This window comes from Psychrobacillus sp. NPDC096426 (genome assembly GCF_044762745.1).
Taxonomy (GTDB): domain Bacteria; phylum Bacillota; class Bacilli; order Bacillales_A; family Planococcaceae; genus Psychrobacillus.
In genome coordinates, this window is record NZ_JBIWEX010000021.1 from 15,611 (window position 1) to 40,236 (window position 24,626).

The 24,626-nt window shown below is 36.7% G+C and carries 24 protein-coding genes and 1 pseudogene; 3 read left to right on the forward strand and 22 right to left on the reverse strand.

What is annotated here, in order from left to right; all coding sequences use genetic code 11:
* The 17 genes and pseudogenes from ftsW to ACIQYS_RS16585 form a co-directional block, all read right to left on the reverse strand.
* A pseudogene (gene ftsW / locus ACIQYS_RS16505) lies at positions 1-1,062 on the reverse strand (putative lipid II flippase FtsW); the annotation flags it as partial.
* 49 nt (positions 1,063-1,111) lie between these two features.
* Positions 1,112-2,467: a UDP-N-acetylmuramoyl-L-alanine--D-glutamate ligase gene (murD, locus tag ACIQYS_RS16510; RefSeq protein WP_402982269.1), complete on the reverse strand. Its 1,356-nt coding sequence runs from the start codon at positions 2,465-2,467 to the stop codon at positions 1,112-1,114.
* Position 2,468: 1 nt separating this feature from the next.
* Complete coding sequence (gene mraY, locus ACIQYS_RS16515; protein ID WP_402982271.1) at positions 2,469-3,440, reverse strand: phospho-N-acetylmuramoyl-pentapeptide-transferase; 972 nt, start codon at positions 3,438-3,440, stop codon at positions 2,469-2,471.
* 68 nt (positions 3,441-3,508) lie between these two features.
* Positions 3,509-5,374: a penicillin-binding transpeptidase domain-containing protein gene (locus tag ACIQYS_RS16520; RefSeq protein ID WP_402982273.1), complete on the reverse strand. Its 1,866-nt coding sequence runs from the start codon at positions 5,372-5,374 to the stop codon at positions 3,509-3,511.
* A gap of 112 nt (positions 5,375-5,486) precedes the next feature.
* Positions 5,487-7,652, reverse strand: a complete 2,166-nt coding sequence (locus ACIQYS_RS16525; protein WP_402982276.1) for a penicillin-binding transpeptidase domain-containing protein — start codon at positions 7,650-7,652, stop codon at positions 5,487-5,489.
* A 35-nt stretch (positions 7,653-7,687) separates the two neighbouring features.
* On the reverse strand, positions 7,688-8,056 hold the full coding sequence (ftsL, locus tag ACIQYS_RS16530; protein ID WP_402982278.1) for a cell division protein FtsL: 369 nt from the start codon (positions 8,054-8,056) through the stop codon (positions 7,688-7,690).
* A complete protein-coding gene (gene rsmH / locus ACIQYS_RS16535) occupies positions 8,057-9,007 on the reverse strand; it encodes a 16S rRNA (cytosine(1402)-N(4))-methyltransferase RsmH (RefSeq protein WP_402982281.1) in 951 nt (316 codons plus the stop codon).
* Between the two features lie 27 nt (positions 9,008-9,034).
* Positions 9,035-9,466 carry a division/cell wall cluster transcriptional repressor MraZ gene (mraZ, locus tag ACIQYS_RS16540; protein WP_142608601.1) on the reverse strand — a complete coding sequence of 144 codons (432 nt, stop codon included), beginning with the start codon at positions 9,464-9,466 and terminating at the stop codon, positions 9,035-9,037.
* A 315-nt stretch (positions 9,467-9,781) separates the two neighbouring features.
* On the reverse strand, positions 9,782-11,398 hold the full coding sequence (gene bshC, locus ACIQYS_RS16545) for a bacillithiol biosynthesis cysteine-adding enzyme BshC (RefSeq protein WP_402982284.1): 1,617 nt from the start codon (positions 11,396-11,398) through the stop codon (positions 9,782-9,784).
* 173 nt (positions 11,399-11,571) lie between these two features.
* Positions 11,572-11,961, reverse strand: a complete 390-nt coding sequence (locus ACIQYS_RS16550) for a DUF3397 domain-containing protein (RefSeq protein ID WP_402982286.1) — start codon at positions 11,959-11,961, stop codon at positions 11,572-11,574.
* Positions 11,945-12,835, reverse strand: a complete 891-nt coding sequence (locus ACIQYS_RS16555) for a ketopantoate reductase family protein (RefSeq protein ID WP_402982288.1) — start codon at positions 12,833-12,835, stop codon at positions 11,945-11,947. The genes ACIQYS_RS16550 and ACIQYS_RS16555 overlap by 17 nt, the downstream gene beginning before the upstream one ends.
* A 57-nt stretch (positions 12,836-12,892) precedes the next feature.
* Positions 12,893-14,434, reverse strand: coding sequence for an acyl-CoA carboxylase subunit beta (locus ACIQYS_RS16560; protein ID WP_402982291.1), 1,542 nt, complete (start codon positions 14,432-14,434; stop codon positions 12,893-12,895).
* 34 nt (positions 14,435-14,468) lie between these two features.
* Positions 14,469-14,681 carry an acetyl-CoA carboxylase biotin carboxyl carrier protein subunit gene (locus tag ACIQYS_RS16565; protein WP_402982293.1) on the reverse strand — a complete coding sequence of 71 codons (213 nt, stop codon included), beginning with the start codon at positions 14,679-14,681 and terminating at the stop codon, positions 14,469-14,471.
* Between the two features lie 204 nt (positions 14,682-14,885).
* Entirely contained in the window at positions 14,886-15,284 is a 399-nt protein-coding gene (locus ACIQYS_RS16570) for a hypothetical protein (protein WP_402982296.1), read from the reverse strand.
* 64 nt (positions 15,285-15,348) lie between these two features.
* Complete coding sequence (locus ACIQYS_RS16575) at positions 15,349-16,104, reverse strand: enoyl-CoA hydratase/isomerase family protein (RefSeq protein WP_402982298.1); 756 nt, start codon at positions 16,102-16,104, stop codon at positions 15,349-15,351.
* A gap of 807 nt (positions 16,105-16,911) precedes the next feature.
* Positions 16,912-17,085 (reverse strand): 50S ribosomal protein L32, encoded by a 174-nt coding sequence (gene rpmF / locus ACIQYS_RS16580; protein ID WP_093263953.1) that lies wholly within the window; start codon positions 17,083-17,085, stop codon positions 16,912-16,914.
* 24 nt (positions 17,086-17,109) lie between these two features.
* Positions 17,110-17,649 carry a YceD family protein gene (locus ACIQYS_RS16585; RefSeq protein ID WP_402982301.1) on the reverse strand — a complete coding sequence of 180 codons (540 nt, stop codon included), beginning with the start codon at positions 17,647-17,649 and terminating at the stop codon, positions 17,110-17,112.
* 208 nt (positions 17,650-17,857) lie between these two features.
* Between ACIQYS_RS16585 and ACIQYS_RS16590 the strand changes: the two genes are divergently transcribed.
* A complete protein-coding gene (locus tag ACIQYS_RS16590; RefSeq protein WP_402982303.1) occupies positions 17,858-19,072 on the forward strand; it encodes a nucleotidyltransferase in 1,215 nt (404 codons plus the stop codon).
* 4 nt (positions 19,073-19,076) lie between these two features.
* Here the strand turns inward: ACIQYS_RS16590 and ACIQYS_RS16595 are convergent, their stop codons facing one another.
* Positions 19,077-20,123: a SepM family pheromone-processing serine protease gene (locus ACIQYS_RS16595; RefSeq protein ID WP_402982306.1), complete on the reverse strand. Its 1,047-nt coding sequence runs from the start codon at positions 20,121-20,123 to the stop codon at positions 19,077-19,079.
* Between the two features lie 94 nt (positions 20,124-20,217).
* On the opposite strand from ACIQYS_RS16595, the gene ACIQYS_RS16600 reads away from it, so the two are divergent.
* On the forward strand, positions 20,218-21,093 hold the full coding sequence (locus ACIQYS_RS16600) for a hypothetical protein (RefSeq protein ID WP_402982308.1): 876 nt from the start codon (positions 20,218-20,220) through the stop codon (positions 21,091-21,093).
* Between the two features lie 82 nt (positions 21,094-21,175).
* On the opposite strand, the gene coaD is transcribed toward ACIQYS_RS16600, so the two are convergent.
* From coaD to ACIQYS_RS16615, 3 genes are read right to left on the reverse strand one after another with little or no spacing between them, the layout of a single operon-like run.
* The gene (gene coaD, locus ACIQYS_RS16605) at positions 21,176-21,661 is read right to left on the reverse strand and encodes a pantetheine-phosphate adenylyltransferase (protein WP_402982311.1); all 486 of its coding nucleotides are present in this window, start codon (positions 21,659-21,661) and stop codon (positions 21,176-21,178) included.
* 1 nt (position 21,662) lies between these two features.
* Positions 21,663-22,232 carry a 16S rRNA (guanine(966)-N(2))-methyltransferase RsmD gene (gene rsmD, locus ACIQYS_RS16610; RefSeq protein ID WP_402982313.1) on the reverse strand — a complete coding sequence of 190 codons (570 nt, stop codon included), beginning with the start codon at positions 22,230-22,232 and terminating at the stop codon, positions 21,663-21,665.
* Positions 22,233-22,287: 55 nt separating this feature from the next.
* On the reverse strand, positions 22,288-23,706 hold the full coding sequence (locus tag ACIQYS_RS16615) for a hypothetical protein (protein WP_402982316.1): 1,419 nt from the start codon (positions 23,704-23,706) through the stop codon (positions 22,288-22,290).
* 43 nt (positions 23,707-23,749) lie between these two features.
* Between ACIQYS_RS16615 and ACIQYS_RS16620 the strand changes: the two genes are divergently transcribed.
* Positions 23,750-24,145, forward strand: a complete 396-nt coding sequence (locus ACIQYS_RS16620) for a DUF7147 family protein (RefSeq protein ID WP_402982318.1) — start codon at positions 23,750-23,752, stop codon at positions 24,143-24,145.
* A 12-nt stretch (positions 24,146-24,157) separates the two neighbouring features.
* Here the strand turns inward: ACIQYS_RS16620 and ACIQYS_RS16625 are convergent, their stop codons facing one another.
* Positions 24,158-24,430, reverse strand: a complete 273-nt coding sequence (locus ACIQYS_RS16625) for a YlbG family protein (protein ID WP_093263995.1) — start codon at positions 24,428-24,430, stop codon at positions 24,158-24,160.
* Positions 24,431-24,626 lie beyond the last annotated feature (196 nt).

A 24,626-nucleotide genomic window follows, 5' to 3' on the forward strand; every position in this document is an offset into this window, starting at 1 on the left:
CTACCGCCTCCCTTCGTTTATAGATGTATTTGCTAAGTTGAATATAATCCCAATAATAATCCAAGTCATGACAAGTGAGGACCCGCCGTAACTTATAAATGGTAAAGTGACACCCGTTACAGGAAGTAACCCTGTCACAACCCCCATATTTAAAAAAGTTTGGACAGTTAACAACGAAGTAAATGCTATAATCATTAACTGTGCTTCTCTCGTTTTGGCTTTGGCTGCCATCCTAAAACTTGTCGTAAAAAAAGTCAGAAAAGCGATGATGACGATTAACCCACCTATAAAACCTGTCTCTTCTAACAAAATAGAAAAGATAAAATCGTTTTGAGGTTCGGGTAAGTATAAAAACTTTTGCCTACTATTACCATATCCAAAGCCAAACAAACCGGCTGGCCCAATAGCTAGTAACGATTGTATCGCCTGGAAACCCGAACCTAACGGATCCTTCCATGGGTCTAGAAAAGCTTGAATTCGAACAAGTCTATATGGCGCTGAAACGATCAATGCTATAAAGCCAATAATTCCAATTGCCCCAATTCCTAAAAAAAACTTGATAGACAATCCTGCAGCGAACAATAAAAAGAACACCGCTACTACTAACACAAATGCAGACCCAAAATCCGGTTGAAGCATGATTAAACTAATTGGCAATAAAAGCAAAATAGCACTTTGAAAATAAACTGTTTTTTTCGACTTCTTTTCATTAGCCAAAGCACTTGCTAATACTCCTAAAACAGATATTTTAGCAAGTTCTGCCGGTTGGAAGTTCATAAAACCTAGAGGAATCCAACTTTGTGAACCATTACGTACTACACCTATCCCAGGGATTAATACCCCTATTAATAATACGATAGAAATTAAATATAAGATTTGCCAAAATGTAGGAAGGCGGATAATGCTTTTATTTCGGATAAAAAAAGCTACCGCAATACCTACAATTAGATAAGTTGCTTGCTTAACAGCGAATGGCATTTGCCCTTTATAATGTACTTCACTCCAGTAAGAACCAGCGGAATGTACAAACAAAATGCCAATAATCGATAAAAATAGGACGGAGGAAACGAATAGTACTTTACTTTTGTCTTCCGATTATTTCATCCTTTCGTTACTCTTTTAGAGCGATAACTTTTTTGATAAACTCATCACCACGCAACTCGAAGCTCGCATATTGATCCCAACTTGCACAAGCAGGTGACAATAGTACAACATCTCCTGCATCAGATACTTTTACCCCTTCTTCAATAGCTTCTACTAAATTATTTACTCGAATAACTGTTGGTATAGATTGTTCCTCGCCAAACTTTTGCAAACGTTCTGCGGTTTCCCCGTAATGAACTAACGCTTTTACATGATGTAAATAAGGGATCAATTCATCAAAGGAATGGCCACGATCAACCCCACCAGCGAGCAAAATGACTGGTTCTGAAAAACCTTCTAATGCACTTTTAGTTGCAAGGGCATTTGTCGCTTTTGAATCATTATAAAACTTTCTATTTTTCCACTCTCGAATAAATTGTGTTCGATGTTTTACACCGTGAAAGGTAGAAAGAACAGTCGTAATATCCTCTATTGAACAATTCATTAAAAGTGCTGCGGCAGTTGCTGCTAACACATTTTCTAAGTTATGTTTCCCCCGGAGTGCGATGGAAGATCGTTCAAATACCTTCTCGCCATTCCAATAGACAAACTGATCGTCCGCACTTATACCATCATTCGTCTTTTTGTTCACATAAAACGGTACTTTAATCGCCTTACTTTTTTCTGCATAATCCATTACAAGCTGTTGTTCTCCGTTATATATAAACCAATCGGAGCTATCTTGGTTTTTCGTTATATTAAATTTAGCATCCGTATACTCTTGGAAATCGGCGTGATAATCTAAATGTGCTTCGTACAAATTCATCAAGATGGCGATTTTCGGTTTCAATTGTTCAGTCCCCATGAGTTGGAACGATGAGAGCTCCGTGACAATCGTATTGTCGACCGTAGCTTCTTTCGCCACACTACTAGCTACCGTTCCAATATTCCCAGCGATCAATGGGTGTTTATGTCCTTGTTTAAGTATTTCAAAAATGAGAGTAGTCGTTGTTGTTTTTCCATTCGACCCTGTAATACCAATCATTGGTGCATCGCTTATGCGATAAGCGAGCTCCACTTCAGTCCAAACTGGGATGCCTCTTTTTTTCGCCTCTGCGATAACAGGATTCGTGTAGGGAATACCAGGGTTCTTTACAATAAGACTGAATCCCTCATCTAAAAGATCCTCTGGATGGCTTCCGCATATGACCGTTAGCCCTTTAGAAAGCAAGTACTGGGCATTCTCATTTTGATCGAAAGGTTTTGCATCATTGACAGTGACGAAAGCACCTAAATCATGCAATATTTCAGCCGCAGCCGTACCACTTTTCGCCAGGCCTAATACGAGTATTTTTTTATGATGAACAATTGGTAACTGTTTCACTTTACAAAACCTCCATCAATACAACAAACATAGCGGCAACAAAACCAACTGCCCAAAATACAGTAACAATTTTACGTTCACTCCAACCGGAAAGTTCAAAATGATGGTGTATCGGACTCATTTTAAAAATACGTTTTCCAGTCGTTTTAAAACTAATGACTTGTAAAATAACGGACAATGTCTCTACTACAAAAATAATCCCAACGATGACAAGCATTAATTCTTGCTTCACTAAAATAGATACCATTGCAAGCGATCCACCTAATGCAAGCGATCCCGTATCACCCATAAATACTTTTGCTGGATTTTTATTGAATAAAAGAAATCCTAACAGTGCTCCAGCTACACTAAAAGCGAAAATAGCTATATCTGTTTGTTCAAATGTAAGTGCAAGCACTGCAAATGTTACAAAAGCGACTGACGCTGTTCCAGATACTAAACCGTCTAACCCGTCGGATAAATTTACTGCATTAGAAAATCCGACTAACCAGAAAATGAGGAATGCCACATAAAATTGACCGAAAGAGATATCGACATTCGTAAATGGAATAGCAAGTGTTGTATCAAAAGGACCTAGCTTCAATAAGAAGTAGGCAATAATGGATATAATAATTTGACCGATCAATTTCTGAATCGATGTCAATCCAAGATTTCGTTTTAGTACGACTTTAATAAAGTCATCTAAAAATCCAATAGCCCCGAATCCAACTAATATGATGAGCAAAACGATCGATTGTGTCGTTAACTTATCGAAGTAAAACGAAAGACCTATCGTGGAGACGATGATGGAAGTGATAAAAATAAGTCCTCCCATCGTCGGTGTTCCTGCTTTTTTTTGATGTGATTCAGGTCCTTCTTCTCTAATACTTTGACCAAACTTCATCTTCCTTAAATAAGGAATAACGATTGGTGCGAGAATGACCGATAAAAGAAAACTTACAAAAAGTGTTATAATCGTTGCAGATAATGTCATGAAAAAAATCTCCTTAATTGCCATCAACTATAGCTGAATGTTCCATAGTTTTTTATTTTTTAATATGGTTATTTCGTATATACATGTATGGTTCCATCAATAGGTATTAGACTGTCTTCTTTTGGTAACTGGGTAAGTATTTCATCTCCATCACCATGCCAAACTATTGAAAATGGATACATATAGGATGTTACTTCCTTTTTCTTTACTCCTACTAAATTTGGAACACGCACTTGTTCCGCGTCTCCCCATCTGTACTCTTTTTCTAATTGTTTACCGCCACCGGTAATTTCCAATGAGTCTTCGATGATTTGCCCAACAATCGGTGCTGCAATAGTAGACCCAAATACCGTAGAATTTTTGGGATTATCAATTGCAACATATACAATAATTTCCGGATTATCCGCTGGGGCAAAACCGATAAAAGATACAATATATTCACCTTCCATATATCTACCGTCTTTTACCTTTTGGGCAGTTCCTGTTTTTCCACCAATTCGCAAACCATCTCTATATGCATACCTTCCCGAGCCTAACGCTACAACATGTTCTAGCGCATCACGGACTTTTGCAGAAGTTTCCTCACTGATTACTTGGTTTTTCATCTCTGGTTGAGCACTCGATAAAATATCATTTGTTTCCCCGTCTAACACATTTTTAACTATATAAGGTTTATATAAATAACCACCGTTTACTGCTGCAGCAACCGCCTGTACTTGTTGAATTGGTGTTACTGAAATACCTTGACCGAATGACGTGGTTGCATGTTCAACAGGACCATATCGATCTTTACTAAATAGAATACCCGTTGATTCTCCAGCCATGCCTGATCCTGTCGATTGTCCAAATCCAAATTTCCGAATATACTCTTGAAGTTTATCTGGTCCTACTCTTCTTCCTAGCTCGACAAACCCTGGGTTACAGGAATCTTGGACGACTTCTAGAAAAGTTTCATCTCCATGCCCTTGTCTTTTCCAGCAACGGAGTCTAGCACCTTCTACCATTACATAACCAGGATCATAAAAATGATCATTTTCTAAATCCACTACATTCTCTTCTAGTGCAGCGCTCAGTGTAATTATTTTAAATGTGGAGCCAGGTTCAAATGTCATCCAAACTGGTAAATTACGATTATAGATAGTAGAATCCACATCTTGATAATTAGCAGGGTCAAAGTTTGGCGCGGAGGCGAGGGCAAGTATTTCTCCTGTATTAGGATTCATTGCTATACCAATCGCTTGCGTCGCATCATACTGCTTCATCGCTTGAGAAAGTTCTCTTTCTACAACTTGTTGAACTTTCATATCAATGGTCAGTTGCACATGATTTCCTTTCGCTCCACTTTTCCAACCATCATCTACATGCGGTAAAGGAATCCCTTTTGCATCCGTATACATTCGAATGGCTGAATCATTTCCTTTTAATACAGTATCATATTGATATTCAATACCTGCGAGTCCTTGTTTATCATAACCAGTAAATCCTAGCAATCTAGAAAGCATCTCCCCATGCGGATAGTCTCGTATGTAGTCAACGCCTGAATATAAACCTTTAATATTCTTATCTTGTATTTCCATCGCTAGTTCAGTAGAAATGTTTTTGCCAGCTGGGGCAATTTTTATGATATTCTCTCTTTTATTTATTTGTTCAAATAGCTTTTCTTTATCCATCTCAATGAGTGGGGCGATCTGATCTGCTACTTGTTCCGGATTATCATTTTGAGACGGCATGTAATATAATGTTGGGGCAAGCTTATTTCCAACAATTACTTCTCCATTTCTGTCCAGAATATTGCCACGGAGATATGAATAAGGGAGTTCCCGATCCCAGCTTTGTTTCGCTTTAGTCGTCAATTCATCAAACTGAAAAAACTGGAGCTGTATTAGTTTAGATCCAACTAACACAAATAGAATAATCGTAATCAGCCAAATCATTCGTAGACGGATCATTTGATTTATTTTAGAAATGCCATTTTCTCCTTTTACTCGTTTTAGATAACCTATGAGAAAATGGCAATAACTATTCTATACCTCTTCTATAACTCTATTAATCCTGTGGTAGTTCTTCCACTAATTCCTCTTCTTTAGGATCAACATTGGATGTTTCTTCGGGGGTCGCTAATTTGACAACAATAGGTGTTTCACTAGTTACAACTGAACCTGCTGTCAAACTTTGCTCTGTGACAAATCCCTCCCCAATAATTTCGATTGGAAGATTCGCTAATGATTTATATAACATTAAATTGCGTTTGGACCAACCTGAAAAATTTGGTAATTGGATTTCACCTTGTCCTTTTATGAACACCATGCCACTAGAAATAATAGAAGTACCAACAGTTGGGTACTGCTCCATTACATTTTCTGACTGCCCAATTATAACAGTTTTCAAGCCTTGTGACTCTAGCATACTTTGGCTCTCAATAATATTTTTACCTATTACGTTTGGCATTTCAATTGGAGTAGCAAGTTCTAGATTTTCAGGTTGAACATTTAAGTATTTCAAACTTTTTTCAGTTACTGCATTAAATATTTCCGCAACTGGTTGTGAACCAGCTTCCGTTAACTTTAAATGCGGTTTATGAACAGTTACATATACGATGAGTTGGGGGTCTTCTACAGGTGCCATTCCTAAGAAGGAATACAAGAATACTTCCCGCCCCCAGTAATATCCTCCCCCTGGTTTTGCAATCTGTGCTGTTCCAGTCTTCCCAGCTGTAGTATATTCATCTAACTTAAAACGCTTGGCGGTACCATGCTCAGATGTAACCGTACTAGCTAAAATTTCCTTCACTTGATCGGCTGTTTTTGCTGAAATAGGTGATTTCTTTTCGGTTGGCTTATGATTGCTTATTACTTCACCGGTATTAGGATCAACAATTTTATCAATGACATATGGTTGCATCATCTTGCCGTTATTTGTTATTGCAGTCATCCCTTGGACCATTTGAATAGGTGTTACAGTTGTACCTTGCCCGTATGTGGTCGTTACTCTATTCATAGGATAAGTGTCAAGAATTGTACCCGTAGCTTCATTCGGAAGATCGATGCCTGTTTTTTCTCCAAAACCGAAACGATGAATATAGTCGATGAATGTTTCATCTCCCATTCTATTAAGTAAATATGCCATGGATACGTTAGACGATCGTTGAAAACCTTCTAAATACGTAATCGTGCCCCACCCATATACATTATGATCTCGAATGGTATCACCAAATAATGTGTAAGATCCAGATTTATAATAGTCATTTGGATCCCATACGCCTTCTTCGATTGCTGCAGCTAATGTAAAGATTTTCATCGTGGAGCCAGGTTCTATCGTTTGCTCTGTTGCCTCATTTAACCAATTCGTAGACAATCCTTCTCGGGTATTTGGTTCGAACGTTGGCCTTTGGGACATCGCAAGAATTTCTCCTGTTTTAGCATTCGCTACTATGGCAGTCATTTTCTCTGGATTATATTTTTCTTCCGCTTGGTTAAGTGCATCTTCTAAGAAGTTTTGAATCGTTTTATCTATGGTCAAATATATATCTTGACCATTCTGTGGTTCCGTTACCATTTTTTCAGCATTTGGAAGTAAAAATCCTTTTGTATCACTCTTAAATTCTACTTTCCCTGGGGTTCCAGTTAACTCTTTGTCATATATATATTCTAGCCCCATTTTCCCTGCCGTTTTTACTTCACCATCTTCGTTTTCTTCTTTTAATGCAAATCCTATTAAATGCGATGCAAATTGCCCGTTAGGATAGAGTCTTTTCAAATCTTGTACGAAAATAATTCCAGGTAGATTATGTGCTTTTATTTCATTCATTTCTTTATGACTAATATCTCTACCTGCTTTTCCAAACTCGACTTGATATCTTTCTTTTTCTATATTTTTGTTCAATAAATCGACTATTTCCTCTTCCGTCATATCAATATATTCCGATAATACTTGCGCCGTTTCTTTCGTATCTATGACATGTCGAGGTACTTTACTATTCTCCGTGGCTTTCGGACTAATAACGGCAATCATCTTATAACTTAATGTGTCTTGAACAAGAATTTCCCCGTTCCGATCGATAATCTTCCCTCTACTCGCCTGTAAAACTTGCTCTCTATTATACTTGGAATCTGCTTTTGCTGTTAACACTTGACCTTCTACAACCCCGGTAACTTGAATGAAAACAAATCTACCTAACAATACAAAAAAGAGCCCTCCATAAAGTAAAAACATTAGAAAGGCTCCCCATTGAAAACGAAATTTCTTATTCATTGTCCTGGTACTACCTTCACGTTTTGCTCATTCAGTTTCAAACCGAGCTCTTCCGCCTTTTTCCAAATGCGATCATAGGTAGATAATTCACTTACTTGTATGGACAAATCTGTATTTTCTTTTGAAGTAGTATCGATTTGTTTTTCGATTAGAGAAATGTCCGTAGTTGTAGAACGAACTGCGGTTTGCGTTTGGATAATCATAACAGAGAGTACCGTTACTACAGAAAGCAGACAAATGAGTAATATTTTCTCGCCCTTTGATAAAAACTTTTTATGTTTTTTAACCGGATTCTGTATTTGTGGTTGTACTGGGAAAGAAGGACGACTTATGTATGTTTCTGATTGATGTTTACGTAAGGCCATTTAAACACTCCCTTTTTCAATTAGTTTTTCCACAATTCGTAGCTTAGCGGATCGAGATCGGTTATTCACTTCAAGTTCTTCAGCTGATGGCAATATCGGTTTTCTTGTTACTAGTTTTAACATAGGCTCCATCCCGGCTGGAATTACTGGCAAGTTTGGAGGTAAATCAGGTAACGACGATGCTTCTTTAAAAATTGTTTTTGCTAGTCTATCTTCGAGCGAATGGAATGTAATTACACTTATTCTCCCACCAACGTTTATAAGTTGGATAGCATCTTCGAGGGAATCCTCTGCTGCTCCAAGTTCATCATTTACAGCTATCCGAATTGCTTGAAATATTCGTTTCGCCGGATGCCCACCTGTTCTTCTTGCCGCAGCTGGAATTCCTGCTTTGATCAATTCCACCAATTGAAAAGTAGTCTCAATTGGAGCTGTTTCCCTGGATTGTTCGATTTTACGAGCAATTTGTTTGGAGAACTTCTCTTCCCCGTATCGGAAAAATATTTTGACCAATTTTTCATATGCCCACTCATTGACAACATGATAAGCAGTTAACTCGCTTGTTTGATCCATACGCATATCGAGTGGAGCATCATAGTTATAGCTGAAACCACGTTCTGGCGTATCGAGTTGTGGAGAAGAAACCCCAAGGTCATATAATATGCCATCTACTTTTTCAATCCCAATGCTCGCAAGTTCTTTCTTCAAATGACGAAAATTCGCATGTACAAAAGTTACTTGTTCTAAGTAAGGTGCAAGCTTTACTTTTGCATTTTCAATTGCTGTCATATCTTGATCGAAACAGATTAACTTGCCTTGCTCATTTAGTTGTTTCACTAAGTATTCACTATGACCTGCACCACCTAATGTACAGTCCACGTAAATACCATCTGGACGAACGGCAAGTCCATCTACCGTTTCTTTTAATAATACTGTTGTGTGATGAAACAAGCCTTTCCCTCCTTAAATTTTTATTCCTCAAATATCGAAGCCAATCATATTTTCTGCAATATCATTGAAGGAATCCTCTGATTCTTCAAAGTAATTTTCCCATGCATCCTTCGCCCAAATTTCCAGGCGATTCGATACACCTAACACGATACATTCCTTGTCCATCTTTGCATAACTACGAAGATTACTTGGAATATTAATACGTCCTGTTTTATCAATTTCAACTTCTGTAGCACCTGAAAAGAAAAACCGAGTAAATGCTCGTGCATCTTTTTTCGTTACAGGGAGTTCTTTCAATTTTTCCTCGAGTTTTCGCCATTCATCCATAGGATAACCAAATAAACAATTATCAAGACCACGTGTTAAAACAAAACAGTCTTCTAAGTGTTCACGAAATTTGGAAGGTATTATTAACCGTCCTTTCGCATCAACGTTATGTTGATATTCGCCCATGAACATGCTACTCACCCCACTTTATGTCATTAACATACCACATCCCCCCACTTTCCTCCACCCATTTTTTAAAAAATAAGCATTTAATTTTTCAAAATGCGTAAATAGTACTTGTTGAGACAAAAACAGTGCCTAAAAGCTATATTTTTCATCATACAAAAACCCCCACATAAACTGTGGGGGCTTTTGGGGCCAACAGGATGTTGGTCACTCAGGCGTTGAGGCCCACAGGATGTGGGTCATGCAATCGTTGCCGCAGGACGCGGCGAACTTAGATTGCCTTCCTTTTGACGCGGTAATCTTAGCCAGAGTTCCTCTGTTTTATATATACACTGTATGATGCTTCCCATTAAACTCATAAGGAACTTCTAAAAGCTCTTTTATAAAATCTAATCCTATCTCATTTAATAATTGAAGTGGGGAATAGGTTCTCTCTTGTAATCCTCCATTTGGGATTAGTTCCATAATAATTCGATCATATCGATGAATAGTAGCATCTAACTTACCAACAAGGGTATCATCTATTGCATGTTCGATAAATGTTAATTGCCTTTCATGATAACGTAAATTCTTCTCCACTAACGGACTCAATTTAAGATTATCCTCTATTAAAAGTTCTTCTAACTGAGCATACTTCGCTGCAAGCTCCTGTTTCATCGTTTCAATCAATTGAGGAATTTGTTCATTTCGATGATCGTTAATGTATTGAATTTTCGCCTCTTCTACTACTCCATCCCATACATCTTGTATCAGGAACGAAAATTTTTCGAGTAATGTTTGTGTTTTTGTATTAACCACCGTCACACTTAATCTCGGCATAATAACTGGCATTTTCATTTGAAATAGTTCAAATGCTGATTTTAATGTTCCCCAATAAGCAATTTCACCTGGCCCTCCGATAAAGCTCAACACAGGAAATACCATCTCTTGCATAATTGGTCTCGTTACAACGTTATTACTTAAGTTCTCCGGATGATTGACTGCAATATGCATCAACTCATCTTTTGTAAAGGAAAGACCTTTTGCTTCGTTGATGAACATCCCATCTTGTCTTTCTAATAAAAATCGTTCTCCGGATTCCACATAAAATAAATGGGCAGCGGATTCCTTTGTTTGAATCGGCGTTCCGAAACCGGCTTTTTCAAATTCTTTTTCTTTTTCAAACACGATTCCCGATAGTTCTGAAGCGTTCTCCACAAAAAGTTGGAAATATTCACTTTCTAACTTTCTAAACGGTTCGTAAGCAGCATCTATTAAAAGTAAACCTTCTTCTTGAAAGAAATCATTCATAAGGGCTGCAAAGAATTCCGTGTACGTTAAATGATTTTCTAAGTGATTCATTACTTTAGCAAAAAGCACTCTAGTGTGTAACGTTTCCGGTAAATTTTGAAAAATTTCAGCCAAGTAATGTTCCATTATTGATTGATCAAATGTAGTTTCGGAAGCTATTTTCTTTATTTTCGATTTTTCAGGGTATACAAACTTTTGAAGTTTTCTACTTCTTTCTATGTAAACATGGTTAATCTCGTCAATATCATGATCTTCTCCAGCAATCCAAAAAACAGGAATAACAGGAACTCCCAGTTTCTCTCTTTGCTGCTTTGCTAACGTAATAACCGATATCGCCTTATGGATAGAATACATTGGTCCCGTTAATATACCTGACTGTTGACCTCCAATTACGACGACGCCATTGTCCTTTAACTCTTCTAAATGTTGGTTACTTTTTTCTGAAAGCCCAAACTTACGCATATAATCTGTTAAGACGTTTACAAGTTGAGCTCTTTTATGTTTGCTAAAATCAGTTTCTTGAAGTCTTTTATTAAGTGCCTTTTGATTCCATTCATAATGAAAAAAAGAAGATAAACTAGATGTATCATTCAAATATTTCTTATAAAAAAGGTTCGCGAATGGTTGTGTGTGTTGCTCTAATCGCACGATTTTTCCACCTCTAATTATCAATTTCACCTTAGCGTTTTGTGTATTGCTCCACAAAAAATGAATCTTATGCGTCGGTTGTTATCCTAATCCAACAGAGTTCCTTACGTGTTACTGAATTAAGACAAATTCTTGTATGAGTATATCATTACAGGAGAAAGCATGGAAAATTATTAGCTTATATAACCTAATACATATCGGATAACTCCGAATATCCAGAGAAACGCATAAAATAGACAAAGTAACATAAATAACATTCTCCAAATTTTTCGAAGTAGTGGCCGAACTTCCATTTCACTTTTTGTACGCCAATCAAAAAACGTCATGATTGTTCCGAATATTAACGAGCAAATGATTAACAGGAAGCCAATATTCTTCACGAAAACAACTGAGTAAACATGAGAAACCGAAAAAAATAATAGAAATGTCGTTACATCCGCCGCAATACCGATGGATCTTTTTCGTTTATGTAAAAAGTACTTAGCGACGAAAAACGTCATGATAAATAGTACGACTGGAAATAATATTAAAAACGAAATAATCGTATTAAAGATGTCGTTCACCTACTTCATTCTTTTCATGCAGTAATAAATAAAATGCGTGCAATATCGGTAATTTTTTATTTCTTTTTCTAGCTTCTTCTATTATCGCTCCAACAATTGTATCGAGTTCCATTAAGCGACCGTTCTCATAATCTTTTAACATGGAAGAGTGATTATATTGTGTATTCATACAGAGGGTAACTACTTCTTCCCATGAAAAGCGGTCTTTCCACTCTTCAAATGCTTCCATCATTTCATCATATATATTTTTAGTAATAGTTTTATAAGCTAAGTTTTTTACGAGCTCGCCATTTGGAACACGTGCAATAGTCGTTAAAGGATTGATCAAACTATTTAACATTGCTTTTTTAAACAATACATCTTCTATTTGAGAAGAGATTTCTAACGGAAAATGCGCATTAGGAGGAAGTAATAATTCCTCTATCCTTTCCCATTCCCCTTTCAAAATACCAATAGTCGTAACTCCTATTCCTAAATGCTGGACTGTATGTGCATCTTTTTTCATTGCCCCATGTAAAACGGAACCTATCATAATAGTGTCGTGTTTTAATGTAGTAGCAAAAGTGAGATGGAGTAACCCATTTTGTAAAAATAAAAGAGGAATATTTTTTGGTAATGCGTCTAATTCATCTTTTATCGATTGTAAATGATGGTATTTCACCGCAATAATAATTAAATCCATTTCGTTTAGCTCGCCCATCTTAAAGACAAGATTACTAGGGATCAACTGCTTAACTGTATTACTTTTTTCTATGTATAACTTATTTGGCGTATTTGAATCTCGAACTAAAAATGTAATGGAATGTTTTGCTTCTGCTAAATAAGCTCCAAATAACATTCCAATAGATCCAGCACCTATAATTCCTATGTTCATATAAATCACCTCGGCTTATAAAAAGGTCTACCGAAATGGTAGACCTTTTTTAACATATTATACAGGAAGCACTGGGTGTTTTCGAGGTGCCGGCGCAATTTCTTTATCTTCGTAATAACGAAGACGATCTGATAGCTCTCGACGTAAATCACTTGGGGCAACAATTTCATCTATAATCATCTCAGAAGCTAGCTTATAAATATCAATTTCCTCTTTATATTCTGCATGCTTTTCTTGCACAAACTTTAGTCGTTCTTTTGGATCTTCAATTGCTTCAATTTTATTGGAGTAAACAGCATTTACAGCAGCTTCTGGTCCCATTACTGCAATTTGCGCCATAGGAAGGGCAATACATACGTCCGGTTCAAATGCAGGTCCAGCCATCGCATAAAGCCCTGCACCGTAAGCTTTTCGAACAATAACAGAGATCTTCGGCACTGTTGCAGAACTCATCGCTGCGATTAGCTTAGCACCATGTCTAATGATTCCAGCTCGCTCAACCTTCGTTCCAATCATAAATCCTGGTACATCCGCTAAAAATACTAATGGAATCGAAAAAGCATCACAAAGCGATATGAATTTAGCAGCCTTATCTGCTGAATCTACAAAAAGCACCCCACCTTTTGCTTTTGGTTGGTTCGCTATTATCCCTACAACTTGACCTTCAATACGGGCAAACCCTGTAATTAGTTCTGGCGCAAACAGTTTTTTTACATCAAAGAATGAGCCTTCATCAATTATTGCATCAATTGCTTCATACATATCAAAAGGCGCATTTTGATTTTCTGGAATAATCGCTTCTAACGTTCTTCCTTCTTTAATCGCTTTTGCTTCTACTTTTCTCGGCTTCTTCGTATAGTTAGCTGGGAAGAAGCTTAAATAACGTTTTGCTTCCGAAATTGCTTCTTCTTCGGAAGTGACGAGTACATCCCCAACCCCACTAACTGTACAGTGCATCCGTGCACCGCCCATCTCTTCCAAAGTCACTTTTTCACCAATTACTTTTTCCGCCATACGAGGTGAACCTAAATACATAGATGCATTTCCTTCCACCATAAAGACAACATCACAAAACGCTGGAATATATGCACCACCAGCTGCAGATGGACCAAATAACAAGCAAATTTGTGGGATGAATCCCGAAAGTCTCACTTGGTTGTGAAATATTCTACCTGCACCTCGACGGTTCGGAAACATATCAAGTTGATCAGTAATTCGAGCACCAGCGGAATCTACTAAATATAATAATGGTACTCTATTTTTTTCTGCTATTTCTTGTATACGGATAATTTTTTCCACAGTGCGAGATCCCCATGAACCCGCTTTTACAGTTGAATCATTCGCCATGACGCAAACTGTTTGTCCATTTACTTTACCAGTAGCTGTTACAACACCATCCGCAGGCAAATCACCTGCTTCAACATTTGCGAATCGACCATCTTCTGTATATTCACCGTTATCGAAAAGTAATTTTAGGCGATCCCGTACAAATAATTTATTTTGTTGTTTCATTTTTTCGTGATATTTCTCGTTACCACCTGCATAAATAGATGTTAATTTTTCTTCTAGACGTTCATTATACCCTTTTACTTCTCCCACTTTGTTACCCCCTTATTAGAAAAGCGCTAGCGCCTTATTCGAACGTAATTAGGACGTCACCTTCGTTAACGAAATCGCCTTCTTTTGCATGGATAGCCACTACTTTACCGGCTGCTTCTGCTTCAATAGGAATTTCCATTTTCATTGACTCAAGTACTAGTACTACTTGTCCAGCGGAAACTTCCTCTCCAACTGCTACGTTTACTGTAAATACGGTTCCCGCCATTGTTGATGCTAAATTTTTCATCTTGATAATTCCTCCCTTTGATGTTTCAACCATTCCCTTTAATAGGACGTTGCTAATATTCCACTTATCGAAACTTTCTGTCTGTGAGAATTCATCGAAAAGTGGGATATTTGTTTTCACACTTTCTATTTTAGCAGAAGAAAATACTTTTTGTGCGTTCTTTATTTTTTCTCACATAAAAAAAGCCTCTAATGGAAGAGACTTCTACTGTCGCTCTAAATGGGTGATTCCTTGTTTGGCCCAATTTAATAATTGCTCGTAATCTTTTTTTAACAAATTATAGGCACTTGAAATTTCATCATATGATTGTTTCATCTCATCATAGCTTTCCATCGCTAATTGTAAATGATTTTGTAAAGTGGAAGAGTCAGCCACTTCTCTCACTACATGCTCTTTCGACGGAATTTCATTCTTAAAAATTTGAGGGCGCAGGTTTTTATTCCATCTGAATGCACAAGCTTGTTTGGAGCGACCTAACAAAATGCTTGCTTCTTCAAAACCAGAAATTTGCGTAAGACCTTGTTCTATTTTCTTTAAAACTATTTCTTTTAAAAGATTGTCTTCTTCCACACTCCAACTATCTTTTCTAATTTTAACATTCATGTTTATCACCCTTTGCTTTTTTACTAATATATGCAAAGTGGGTACAAATAGACTCTAAAAATGGTTATCTTTTTAAAAAAGCATCAACTGCTTTGTGGTGCTCGTCTTGTTCCCAAAGAATCGAACAAGTTGATACTTCTTCCATAATACGCTCATATAATTGGGTATTTTCCCATTTTTGAATAGCCTGTCTTTTGTAAGCTTTTAAAACAGAAGCATGTGGGACAATCATTTTCTCAGTAAACTTATGTAAAGCACTATATTTATCTCCTTCGTAAACTTCCGTTGCCCAGCCAATAGAAAGAAGATAGTCAGAAGTATATGGTACAGCTTCTGTTAGCATTTGTAGCGCGTGGTCATGCCTCATTCCTCTTTCAAATAAGTACGAACCTCCACCCCAACCAGAAGTAATTCCTAATTTCCCCTGAATAAAGCCACACTTCGATTCTTTCTTCACTAAACGAAAATCGCATAATGTAGCGATTTCACACCCGCCTCCTACAGCAGTTCCGTTTAATAAAGCTATTGTCGGAATATCTAATGTTGCTACTTCATATAAAACTTGTGCAGTTTCACTTAACATTGCATATGCTTCTTTTTCTGTTTTTAACATATGGAATACAGAGAGATCTCCACCTGAGCAAAATGTTTTTTCCCCCGCTCCTGTTATAACAGCTAGTTTAATGGAATTATCTGTTTTCACTTTTTGTACTAATTGTTTAAATCCTTCTACTACTTCCCCGTTAATCGCATTATGGATTGCAGGTCTGTTGATTTCAAAGATAATGATGTCGTCTCTTTTTTCGATTGTAAATGCCATATCCATTCCCCTTTGCAATTTTATATATCAAGGGTACCATACCTATCGATTAACAAGAAGCGTCATTTCGGAAAGAAAATTGCATGAACCCTCATAGTGTAACTTATCTATCGGAGCTACCCGCAAAGGATAATTTGTGCAAAATAGAGATAACGTGCATTATAAGAATTCTGCGTCTTAGAGAGTCACCGCAAGTGCAGTTGATTTCCGCTCCAGGCGGACGCTTTCCGCGGGCACGGCTTCAGCCGCTTCCCTCGCTTCCCTCGCTTCGCTCAGTCCAGGGTCTTCAGCTCGTGCTGTTCCCGCAGGAGTCGCCGCCTTGCGCTACAATCAACAAAAATACGCTGACTAATTGGCATCAACATATGATGAATCACTAACAATGCAATTTTACATTGCAATAATTGTCGTTTCCTATTAGTAATTTCTTTAATATGGGAATTGGTTCTCTCTAGCTAATTTAGTTGGTTTCAACATAGAAATGGTCGCTTTCAATGATCAATTGACTGCCCTTTCCCTTAAATTGGATTTTCACTTCTTTTCTAATAAACCTTTTGTTTTAAAGCGAGAGATTAAATAGACAGCAAGCTTCATTGATTTTTGCGGAAAGCGTCTGCCCTGTAGCGAAAATCATTTCGGACACTTTATTCAGCTTTCTAAGTCGCATTATCACTAAATAGTGCTATACCTTTTATTGTTTAGAGATAGTTATCCACATTACCTGTATGTCATAATTTATTAAAAACAAAAAAAGACTACCGAAGAGCCATGGTCTCTTTGGTAGTCTTTTATGGAACAAATACTGAATTATTTGCTCACTACTTCTTTCCCTTTGTATTGACCGCATGATTTACAAATACGGTGAGCCAATTTCATTTCACCACAATTTGAACAAGCAACCATACCAGGTACGGATAATTTAAAATGTGTACGACGTTTTCTTTTTACAGTTTTAGAAGTTCTTCTAGCTGGTACTGCCATTGGTGGCACCTCCTTACAGATCTATTATTCGTCTGTTTGATCAAAATACTTAGCTAAATCAGCTAGTCTTGGATCCAATTTTGGTTGTTCATCTTCTTGCATATCGTTCAGATCATCATCCGTTGTATAACTCCAACCATTTCCACCTTCATGTCTAAATTGGTCTGCACCTTCTTTATACACTTGCAATGGAATTTCTAAAAGAATTAACTCTTCTAGAACAGGGTCTACATTAATAACATCTCCTTCTACCACATGATAATTATCATGAGCCTGCGCAGAAGCAGTTGCCGTCTCAGACCAGTTGAAAATTTCGTCAGATTGAATCTCAAATGGATATTCTACATCTTCCCATGTGCGAGCACATGGTAATATAAGAGTCCCTGAAAGCTGAAAATGACAATTCATTTGCGCTGCACCAAACGTGCAATGCCCTTTTACATGAACGGGTGAAATGTTTCGAACGTCCGGGTTTCGTTCCTTCACATTTTCCAGGGTAACGAACTCATCTAACGGCATCCCGTTTTCACGATATTTTGCTAGTTGACTAATTGCCCATTTCATACGATTATCACCTCAAGACAACAAAGTTGATTATATAATGACTGCATTTAGATGTCAAGATAATTTCTTGTCACTACTTTATATTAACATTATAATTTAATTATGAAAAGCGAAAGCGCCTATTTACAGAATACAGTCTAAATACTCATTTGACCTCGAGGGGGAAGGCGCTGTAGTCTGGATCTTATGGAAAGGATTTGATTGGTATATGAAAGCTTCGGGAATTGTGGTGGAATATAATCCATTTCATAACGGACATTTACATCATTTACAACAGTCACGACTAACTACAGATAGTGAAGTTATAATAGCCGTTATGTCTGGTAACTTCCTGCAACGCGGGGAACCAGCGCTTGTTGATAAATGGACACGAACGAAAATGGCATTATCTGCTGGTGTTGACTTAGTAATCGAGCTACCTTACGCTTTTGCTACTGCTCAAGCGAGTGATTTCGCAAAGGGAGCGATTTTTTTATTAGATGCATTAAAATGTACATCATTTTGTTTTGGCAGCGAGGAAGGCTCTTTAGAAGCGTTTCAACATACGTATGATTTATTATCGGTAAATAAAGTAGCTTATAATACAGCTATTTCCACACTCATGAAAAAAGGGATCAGTTACCCGAAAGCTTTAAACGAAGCTTATAACATTGTTTCAAAAGATGTGACTGTGCCATTAGTAGATCTGTCCAAGCCAAATAATATTTTAGGCTATCACTATATAGAGGCGGCCAAAACTTTACATGCGCACATCCAACCGGAAACAATTCAACGTGTAATTGCAAATTATCATGACGAGGCCAAAACTTCGGAAACTATTGCGAGTGCAACGGGAATTCGAAAAGTATTGTTTGACGAGGATGATCTAACTAAAGTGCAGTCTTTTTTGCCAACTACAAGTTTAGATGCATTAAACGAATGGCAACATAGAGCCGACTCTTTTGCTAACTGGGAACTGTTTTATCCATTGCTTCGATTCATTATTTTACGCCATACGAAAGAATCGCTAGCTCAGTTTGCAGAAGTGACAGAAGGTATGGAAAATGCTATATGGAATGCAGCGACAACTAATGTAACATTCCAGCCTTTTATGGAAAAAATTAAATCGAAACGATTTACATGGACTAGAATTCAGCGAATGTTGACGCATATTTTTACTGAATTTACTTGGAAACAGTTGCATGATACCGAGTTACCAACTTATATTCGCCCATTAGGGATGAACGAAAAAGGGCAAGCTTATTTACAAATGATAAAAAAAGACTTGCAGCTTCCACTAGTAAGTAGAGTGGCCGCAAGTAAAGAAAATAGATTACTTCAGCTAGATATTAAAGCAGCGAACTTATATTATCTAGGTTTACAAAGTTCGTTTGGACAGCAAATGGTAGGAAGTGACTTCCGTATCGCACCAATTAGAATGTGATATTTTATTTTGGCTCTAATTTTTCTAAATATGCTAAAGCATCATCAATCGTCTTAACAGGTACAATTTTCATTTTTGTGCCTATTTTTTTTGCCGATTTTAATGCTTCTTCATAATTGGATGTAAGATGTGGGTTTTTCTCTAATATCGCAGGATCAATCTCATCATTAGGAGCGAACATGATATCCATTCCTTTTCGATCTGCAGCAATTACTTTTAAGTCAATACCACCGATACGTCCAACGGTTCCATCTGGCAACATCTCCCCAGTTCCGGCAATATCGTATCCTTTTGTAATATCTTCAGGCAGCAATTGATTTAATATTTGAAGTGTAAACATAAGTCCCGCAGAAGGACCTCCAATATCTTCAGTGTTCATATAAACTACAGGGATAGTTTCAACTATTTTATCCTGTTTATAAGAAATCCCAATCCCAGGTTTATCAAGAATGCCAGGAACTGTTTTAAGAGTGACCTCTTTCATTAGTTTCTTGCCTACTCGTTCAACTAATAATTGAATAGTGTCTCCTTCTTGTTTGTCCGCTAAATATGTTTGGATAGATTGCTCTGTTAAATCTTTCAAATTATCCATTTCTAAAATTTTATCACCAGGTTCTAAAATATTATCTGCAGCACTACCATCCACTACATGAAAAATAAATATTCCGTTATTTATTATTGTATAAGGCTTATTCGCTCGATTGTATGCAACCGTTATAGCATTAAATTGAGAATCAGACATAAGCTTTAATTGACGAACATTATATTCTTTTTCATTTTCATCTTTTTGTCTAATTTGATTGGCCTTGTATATTTTTTGGTTATCCACTAGTTTAGCGTAAGCGTATGTGAGTGGTGTTGCTTTTGCAAGGGCAATGGTGAGTAGGCTCATTGTTCCGATGTCATCCTCATCCCCACCTTCAACTTTGACAAACGGAGTAAGTTCATAAGCACCTCCTGGTTTGGAAATATATGATTCCATCGGATAGAAGCCAAGTGCCAAAATAATCGCAAATACGAAAAGAAGGATTACGGACTTTCTCTTCTTCATAAGTTCTCCCTCTCTTTCTTAACTATATATGAGTATTAGTTTATCACTTCCATTTTTCCCTGACAAAACAATTGAAAATAAAGGATGAAATTACATGCACATAATTATTACGATCGGAAGCTGGGCATTAATTATTTTATTGTTTTTGCAACCAGATACGGCTCACAGAGGTGCCGTAGAAGGGATGCGTATCTTTACGACGTCATTACTTCCTTATTTGTTGCCCTATTTAGTTATTACGCAAATGTTTATACGGTCGCAAAACACATTTTTACATACAACGAATAAGTTTAAGTTATACATGAATGTTTACATATTAAGTGCAATTGGAGGGTTTCCGAGTGGAGCTGCTGTTATTTCTTCCTTAAAGGAAATGGGTACTTTAAATGAACGAAACGCTAGTTGGTTATTAGGGATTTGTCATGCTCCTAGCCCAATGTTCGTTATTGGATTTGTCGGAATAGAAATTTTCCGCGCAGAATTTGCGGGCTTAAAATTGTTAATCATCATACATCTGATCAATTTACTCTTCCTTTTAGTATTCATCTTTTTTTCTAACCCTATTCAACAAAATGATTACAAAAAGACAATTGCCGTCTCTCCGTTTCAAGAAAGCATAAAAGAAACCTCTCAAATATTATTGCTAATCGGTACAACTGTTATTTTTTTCACAACGGTGAGCATTATTGTTTTTGAATCTGTGAAGGAAGTAATACCCTCTATTTCGCCGTTATTATTAGTATTTGTCGCATCTTTTTTTGAAATGACTGGTGGGATTAGTTTAGCAGGTGAAATACTTACTGGGAAAGAGATCCTCCCTTTTATCGTAGCAATCATCATTGCTTTTACCGGCGTAAGTATTCATATGCAGATCATTGTGCTTGCACAAAAAGCCAGCATCCCTATTAGACGCTATATCTTATTTCGATTCTTACACATGCTCATCATCCCTCTATTTTTTATTATCTAAACAACCAACATGACAGCATTATTACTGGTACCAGGACCATTAATAATGCTGTCATGAAAAAAACCTTGCCGCTTTGGCAAGGTTACGATTTTTTGAATTTTTGTCGAAGAGCAGCTTCTACTTGTGGAGGAACTAATTCTTCAATTTTCCCTCCATACTTTGCTACTTCTTTGACGATGCTAGAACTTAAAAAAGAATATTGGTTTTTTGTCATAATGAAAAATGTTTCAATTTCATCGTTTAATACGCGGTTCATCGATGTAATTTGCATTTCATATTCGAAATCAGAAACTGCTCGTAGCCCTCGAATAATTGCACTCGCATGGACACTTTCCGCATAATCCATCAATAATCCAGAATAAGTCTCTACTTTCACATTGGAAAGATGGCTAGTCGCTTCTTTAATAAGTTCCATTCTTTCTTCTACGGAAAATAGCGGGTTTTTGGATGAGTTGTTTAATACGACAACATTTACTTGTCCAAAAACAGCCGCTCCTCGATTAATAATATCTAAATGTCCATTCGTAATAGGATCAAAACTTCCTGGTACAACTGCAATTTTAACCAATCTAATCCCCCTCTTCTTCTAAACGTCTACGATAAATTGAAATAACAGTACCACCGTATGTTTCGCGTCTAGCTAGAGTAAAAGTACCTAAATCAGTTGCTAAGTCTACCGCTTTATCATGTTCACACACAATAATTCCCGTATCGCTCATACAACCAACTTCTACGATCTTTTCAGCTAAATCATAAAATGCAATCTTGTTATACGGTGGATCTACAAATAGTAACTCAATTTTTAGTTCTCTTTTTTCAAATGCTTTAACTGCCCGAGAAGCATCAATTTTGTATATTTCACTCGAATCTTCTAAACGACATTTCTTTAAATTTTCATTTATAGTTTGAATGGCTTTCTGATCTTTTTCGATAAATATACATAAATCGATCCCTCGACTTAATGATTCAATACCTAAGTTTCCACTTCCCGCGAATAAATCTACGGCGATCCCTCCATCAAAATAAGGTCCTATCATGTTAAAAATAGACTCTTTTACTTTATCCGTTGTAGGCCGTGTATTCGTTCCGGGTACCGCTTTTAACGGCAACCCTTTTTTCGATCCTGATATGACTCTCATGTTATGACTCCTAATGATTAAATTCGCCTCGTCGCAAAATATTTGCTGAATGAAGTTAAAATGATGTGGACTCCGTTATATTTATCCGGTCTTCTTGTTTTTCTAAATTCAGTAAAAACAATCGAATCATCCACGCTTCTTCGATATAAAATTCAGACCCAATCCGTTCAAACGGTTCTGACATTGCGTCATATCTTTTCTCATTCAAGACGTAAAATGGTTCTTGAATTGGAAAACGAAATGCCCTTGAATCATTTTGCACATATAAACCTTTATCTGTATTATTTAATGAGTAACCTAGTGTAGTTAGCAATGGTTCGGCGGCATATAAAATTTTCCCGTCTTTTATGAATAATTTCACCTCTTGTTGTTCTAGCCCATTTACAGACACTGTACGCGGATCTTCAAAAAGCAATGGAAATTTTTCCGATTCAGCTTTGTTATTCAATTGAAAAAAAGAAGTTTTAAAATCGATTATTTCTGACAACGACTTATCTAATTCTTCAGCACTTAATCGATGATTTTTAGTCAATGTCGTTTTCCATTCTGAAAGCTGACTTGCTGTAAAATAATTTTTAAGTGTTTCATACATCCAGATTGATTTTTCTGTTCCAATTGGAATGTCCATCAAAAAACTACTAACGACTTCAGCAAGTAATGGACTATTTTCGTTTAATCCATAATGTAATTGAACATTTTTCACAATTAATTCACGTTCAATCGATTCAATATCTTTACCCGCCATAAACGCTATACGTGATGACTTAATATTATTTTTATTTTCAGCGAAAAGCAAGGTCATATGCTTACTATTAGGAATATTTAACTGTTCTAATCGTGCACGCACTTCTTCAGAGAGATCTTCATTTGAATGAACAGTAAAATAATCATTTTCAAATTTCACTGGAATTATTTCTTGCTGCCAATACAAATCTGCGATATTTCCACTCCCATAAGAAAGGGTATAATCAATCAAATTTAACGAGGTGTTACCAATTACCGGTAAACCACTAACCCACATCCCTCCTCTTTTCAACTCATCCGTTACATGAAGCGTTGTATAAGAGACTCCACCTTTTTCGATTTTCGCTAAAAATCCGGAAAATAATTTACCGTCTGTTAACCCATCTACTAATGGAATTTCATACGAGACGCTCTGTTTTGACGACTCCCCATCTTGAAACACTGTTAAATCATCCGATAATCGACTACAGCTATCACTAGTACTCAAGTCACAGCTTCTATTTTCACTCGAAATGGGCCATGTAATAGTCATTTGTTCTTTTGGCAAATGACTAAAATGTTGCTTCACAATAACTCTGTCACTTTTAAAATTCATTTGAACTTCTTGTTCGTAATAAAAAGATTGTTCCTCTTCTTCCAAACTAGAGGAGTAGACTTGATATTGAAATAAAAGCAACACGCTATTTACCACAACAAGCAACATAGTTAAAAAACTTATAACAAATTTCATAGAATTTTCCTCCAACAAAGTGGTAAGATGGACTGGAAAGGAAGTGCTACCATTGATTCAACGTTTTATAGAACTAGGTGAAGGTTATGGAGATGTTTTTGAGCTTTGTGAACTCGCTCGTTTAAATAAAAACCGCATACATCATGCATTCATATTCACGTCTAAAAAAGAAGATAAAGAGTACTTTTCCATTGCAGTTGCTCTAAAACCAATTAATAACGCTAATTTTTTCCCAATTTATATATGTCGAGAAGGAATTCCAAAAACGGAACTGATTCCTAAAAGGCTTGTAGCATTTAAAGAGACGCTAGAAAAGCTGCAAATAGAACCGATCCAAATCGACATGAAACATTCTTCTACTTTTGTAGATACGAATTTATATTATCAATATATAATTGGCGTTTTACGGTTGAATCATTTAATACCGCCATTACAATAGACTAATTTAATACTACAGTCCAATTTTATAATCGTATTCTTTCGCTTTATCCGGTTTACTATTTTCAAATTCTGTTTTTAAAAATGGACGGTACGATTCTAATATTTCTTTTACAAAAGGAAGTTTGTTCATCTTTTGTTTGGCAGTTTCAATTTGATCTTGATCACAATATAACACGACATATTTCAACTTTTTAGATATATAGTGAACATGGCCATATTTTCTTAATGATTTTGCTTGTTTTAAATGATGCACATAGACAATTAATCCTTGTCTTTCTGTCATACTTTTTCCCCTCATTTCTTCCTCTCAAGGATAACATATCCGGGAAAATGATAGCAACAACAACTAGCTGACAGTTGTACGTTCAAAAGATATAATTATTAGAAAAGCGGAAGCGCCTAAGTCTAGAGGAATACAGTCTAAGTTCGCGACATCGTGGTGCTCCTGCGCAAAGCTCGTCGCAAAATAAAAAAAACAT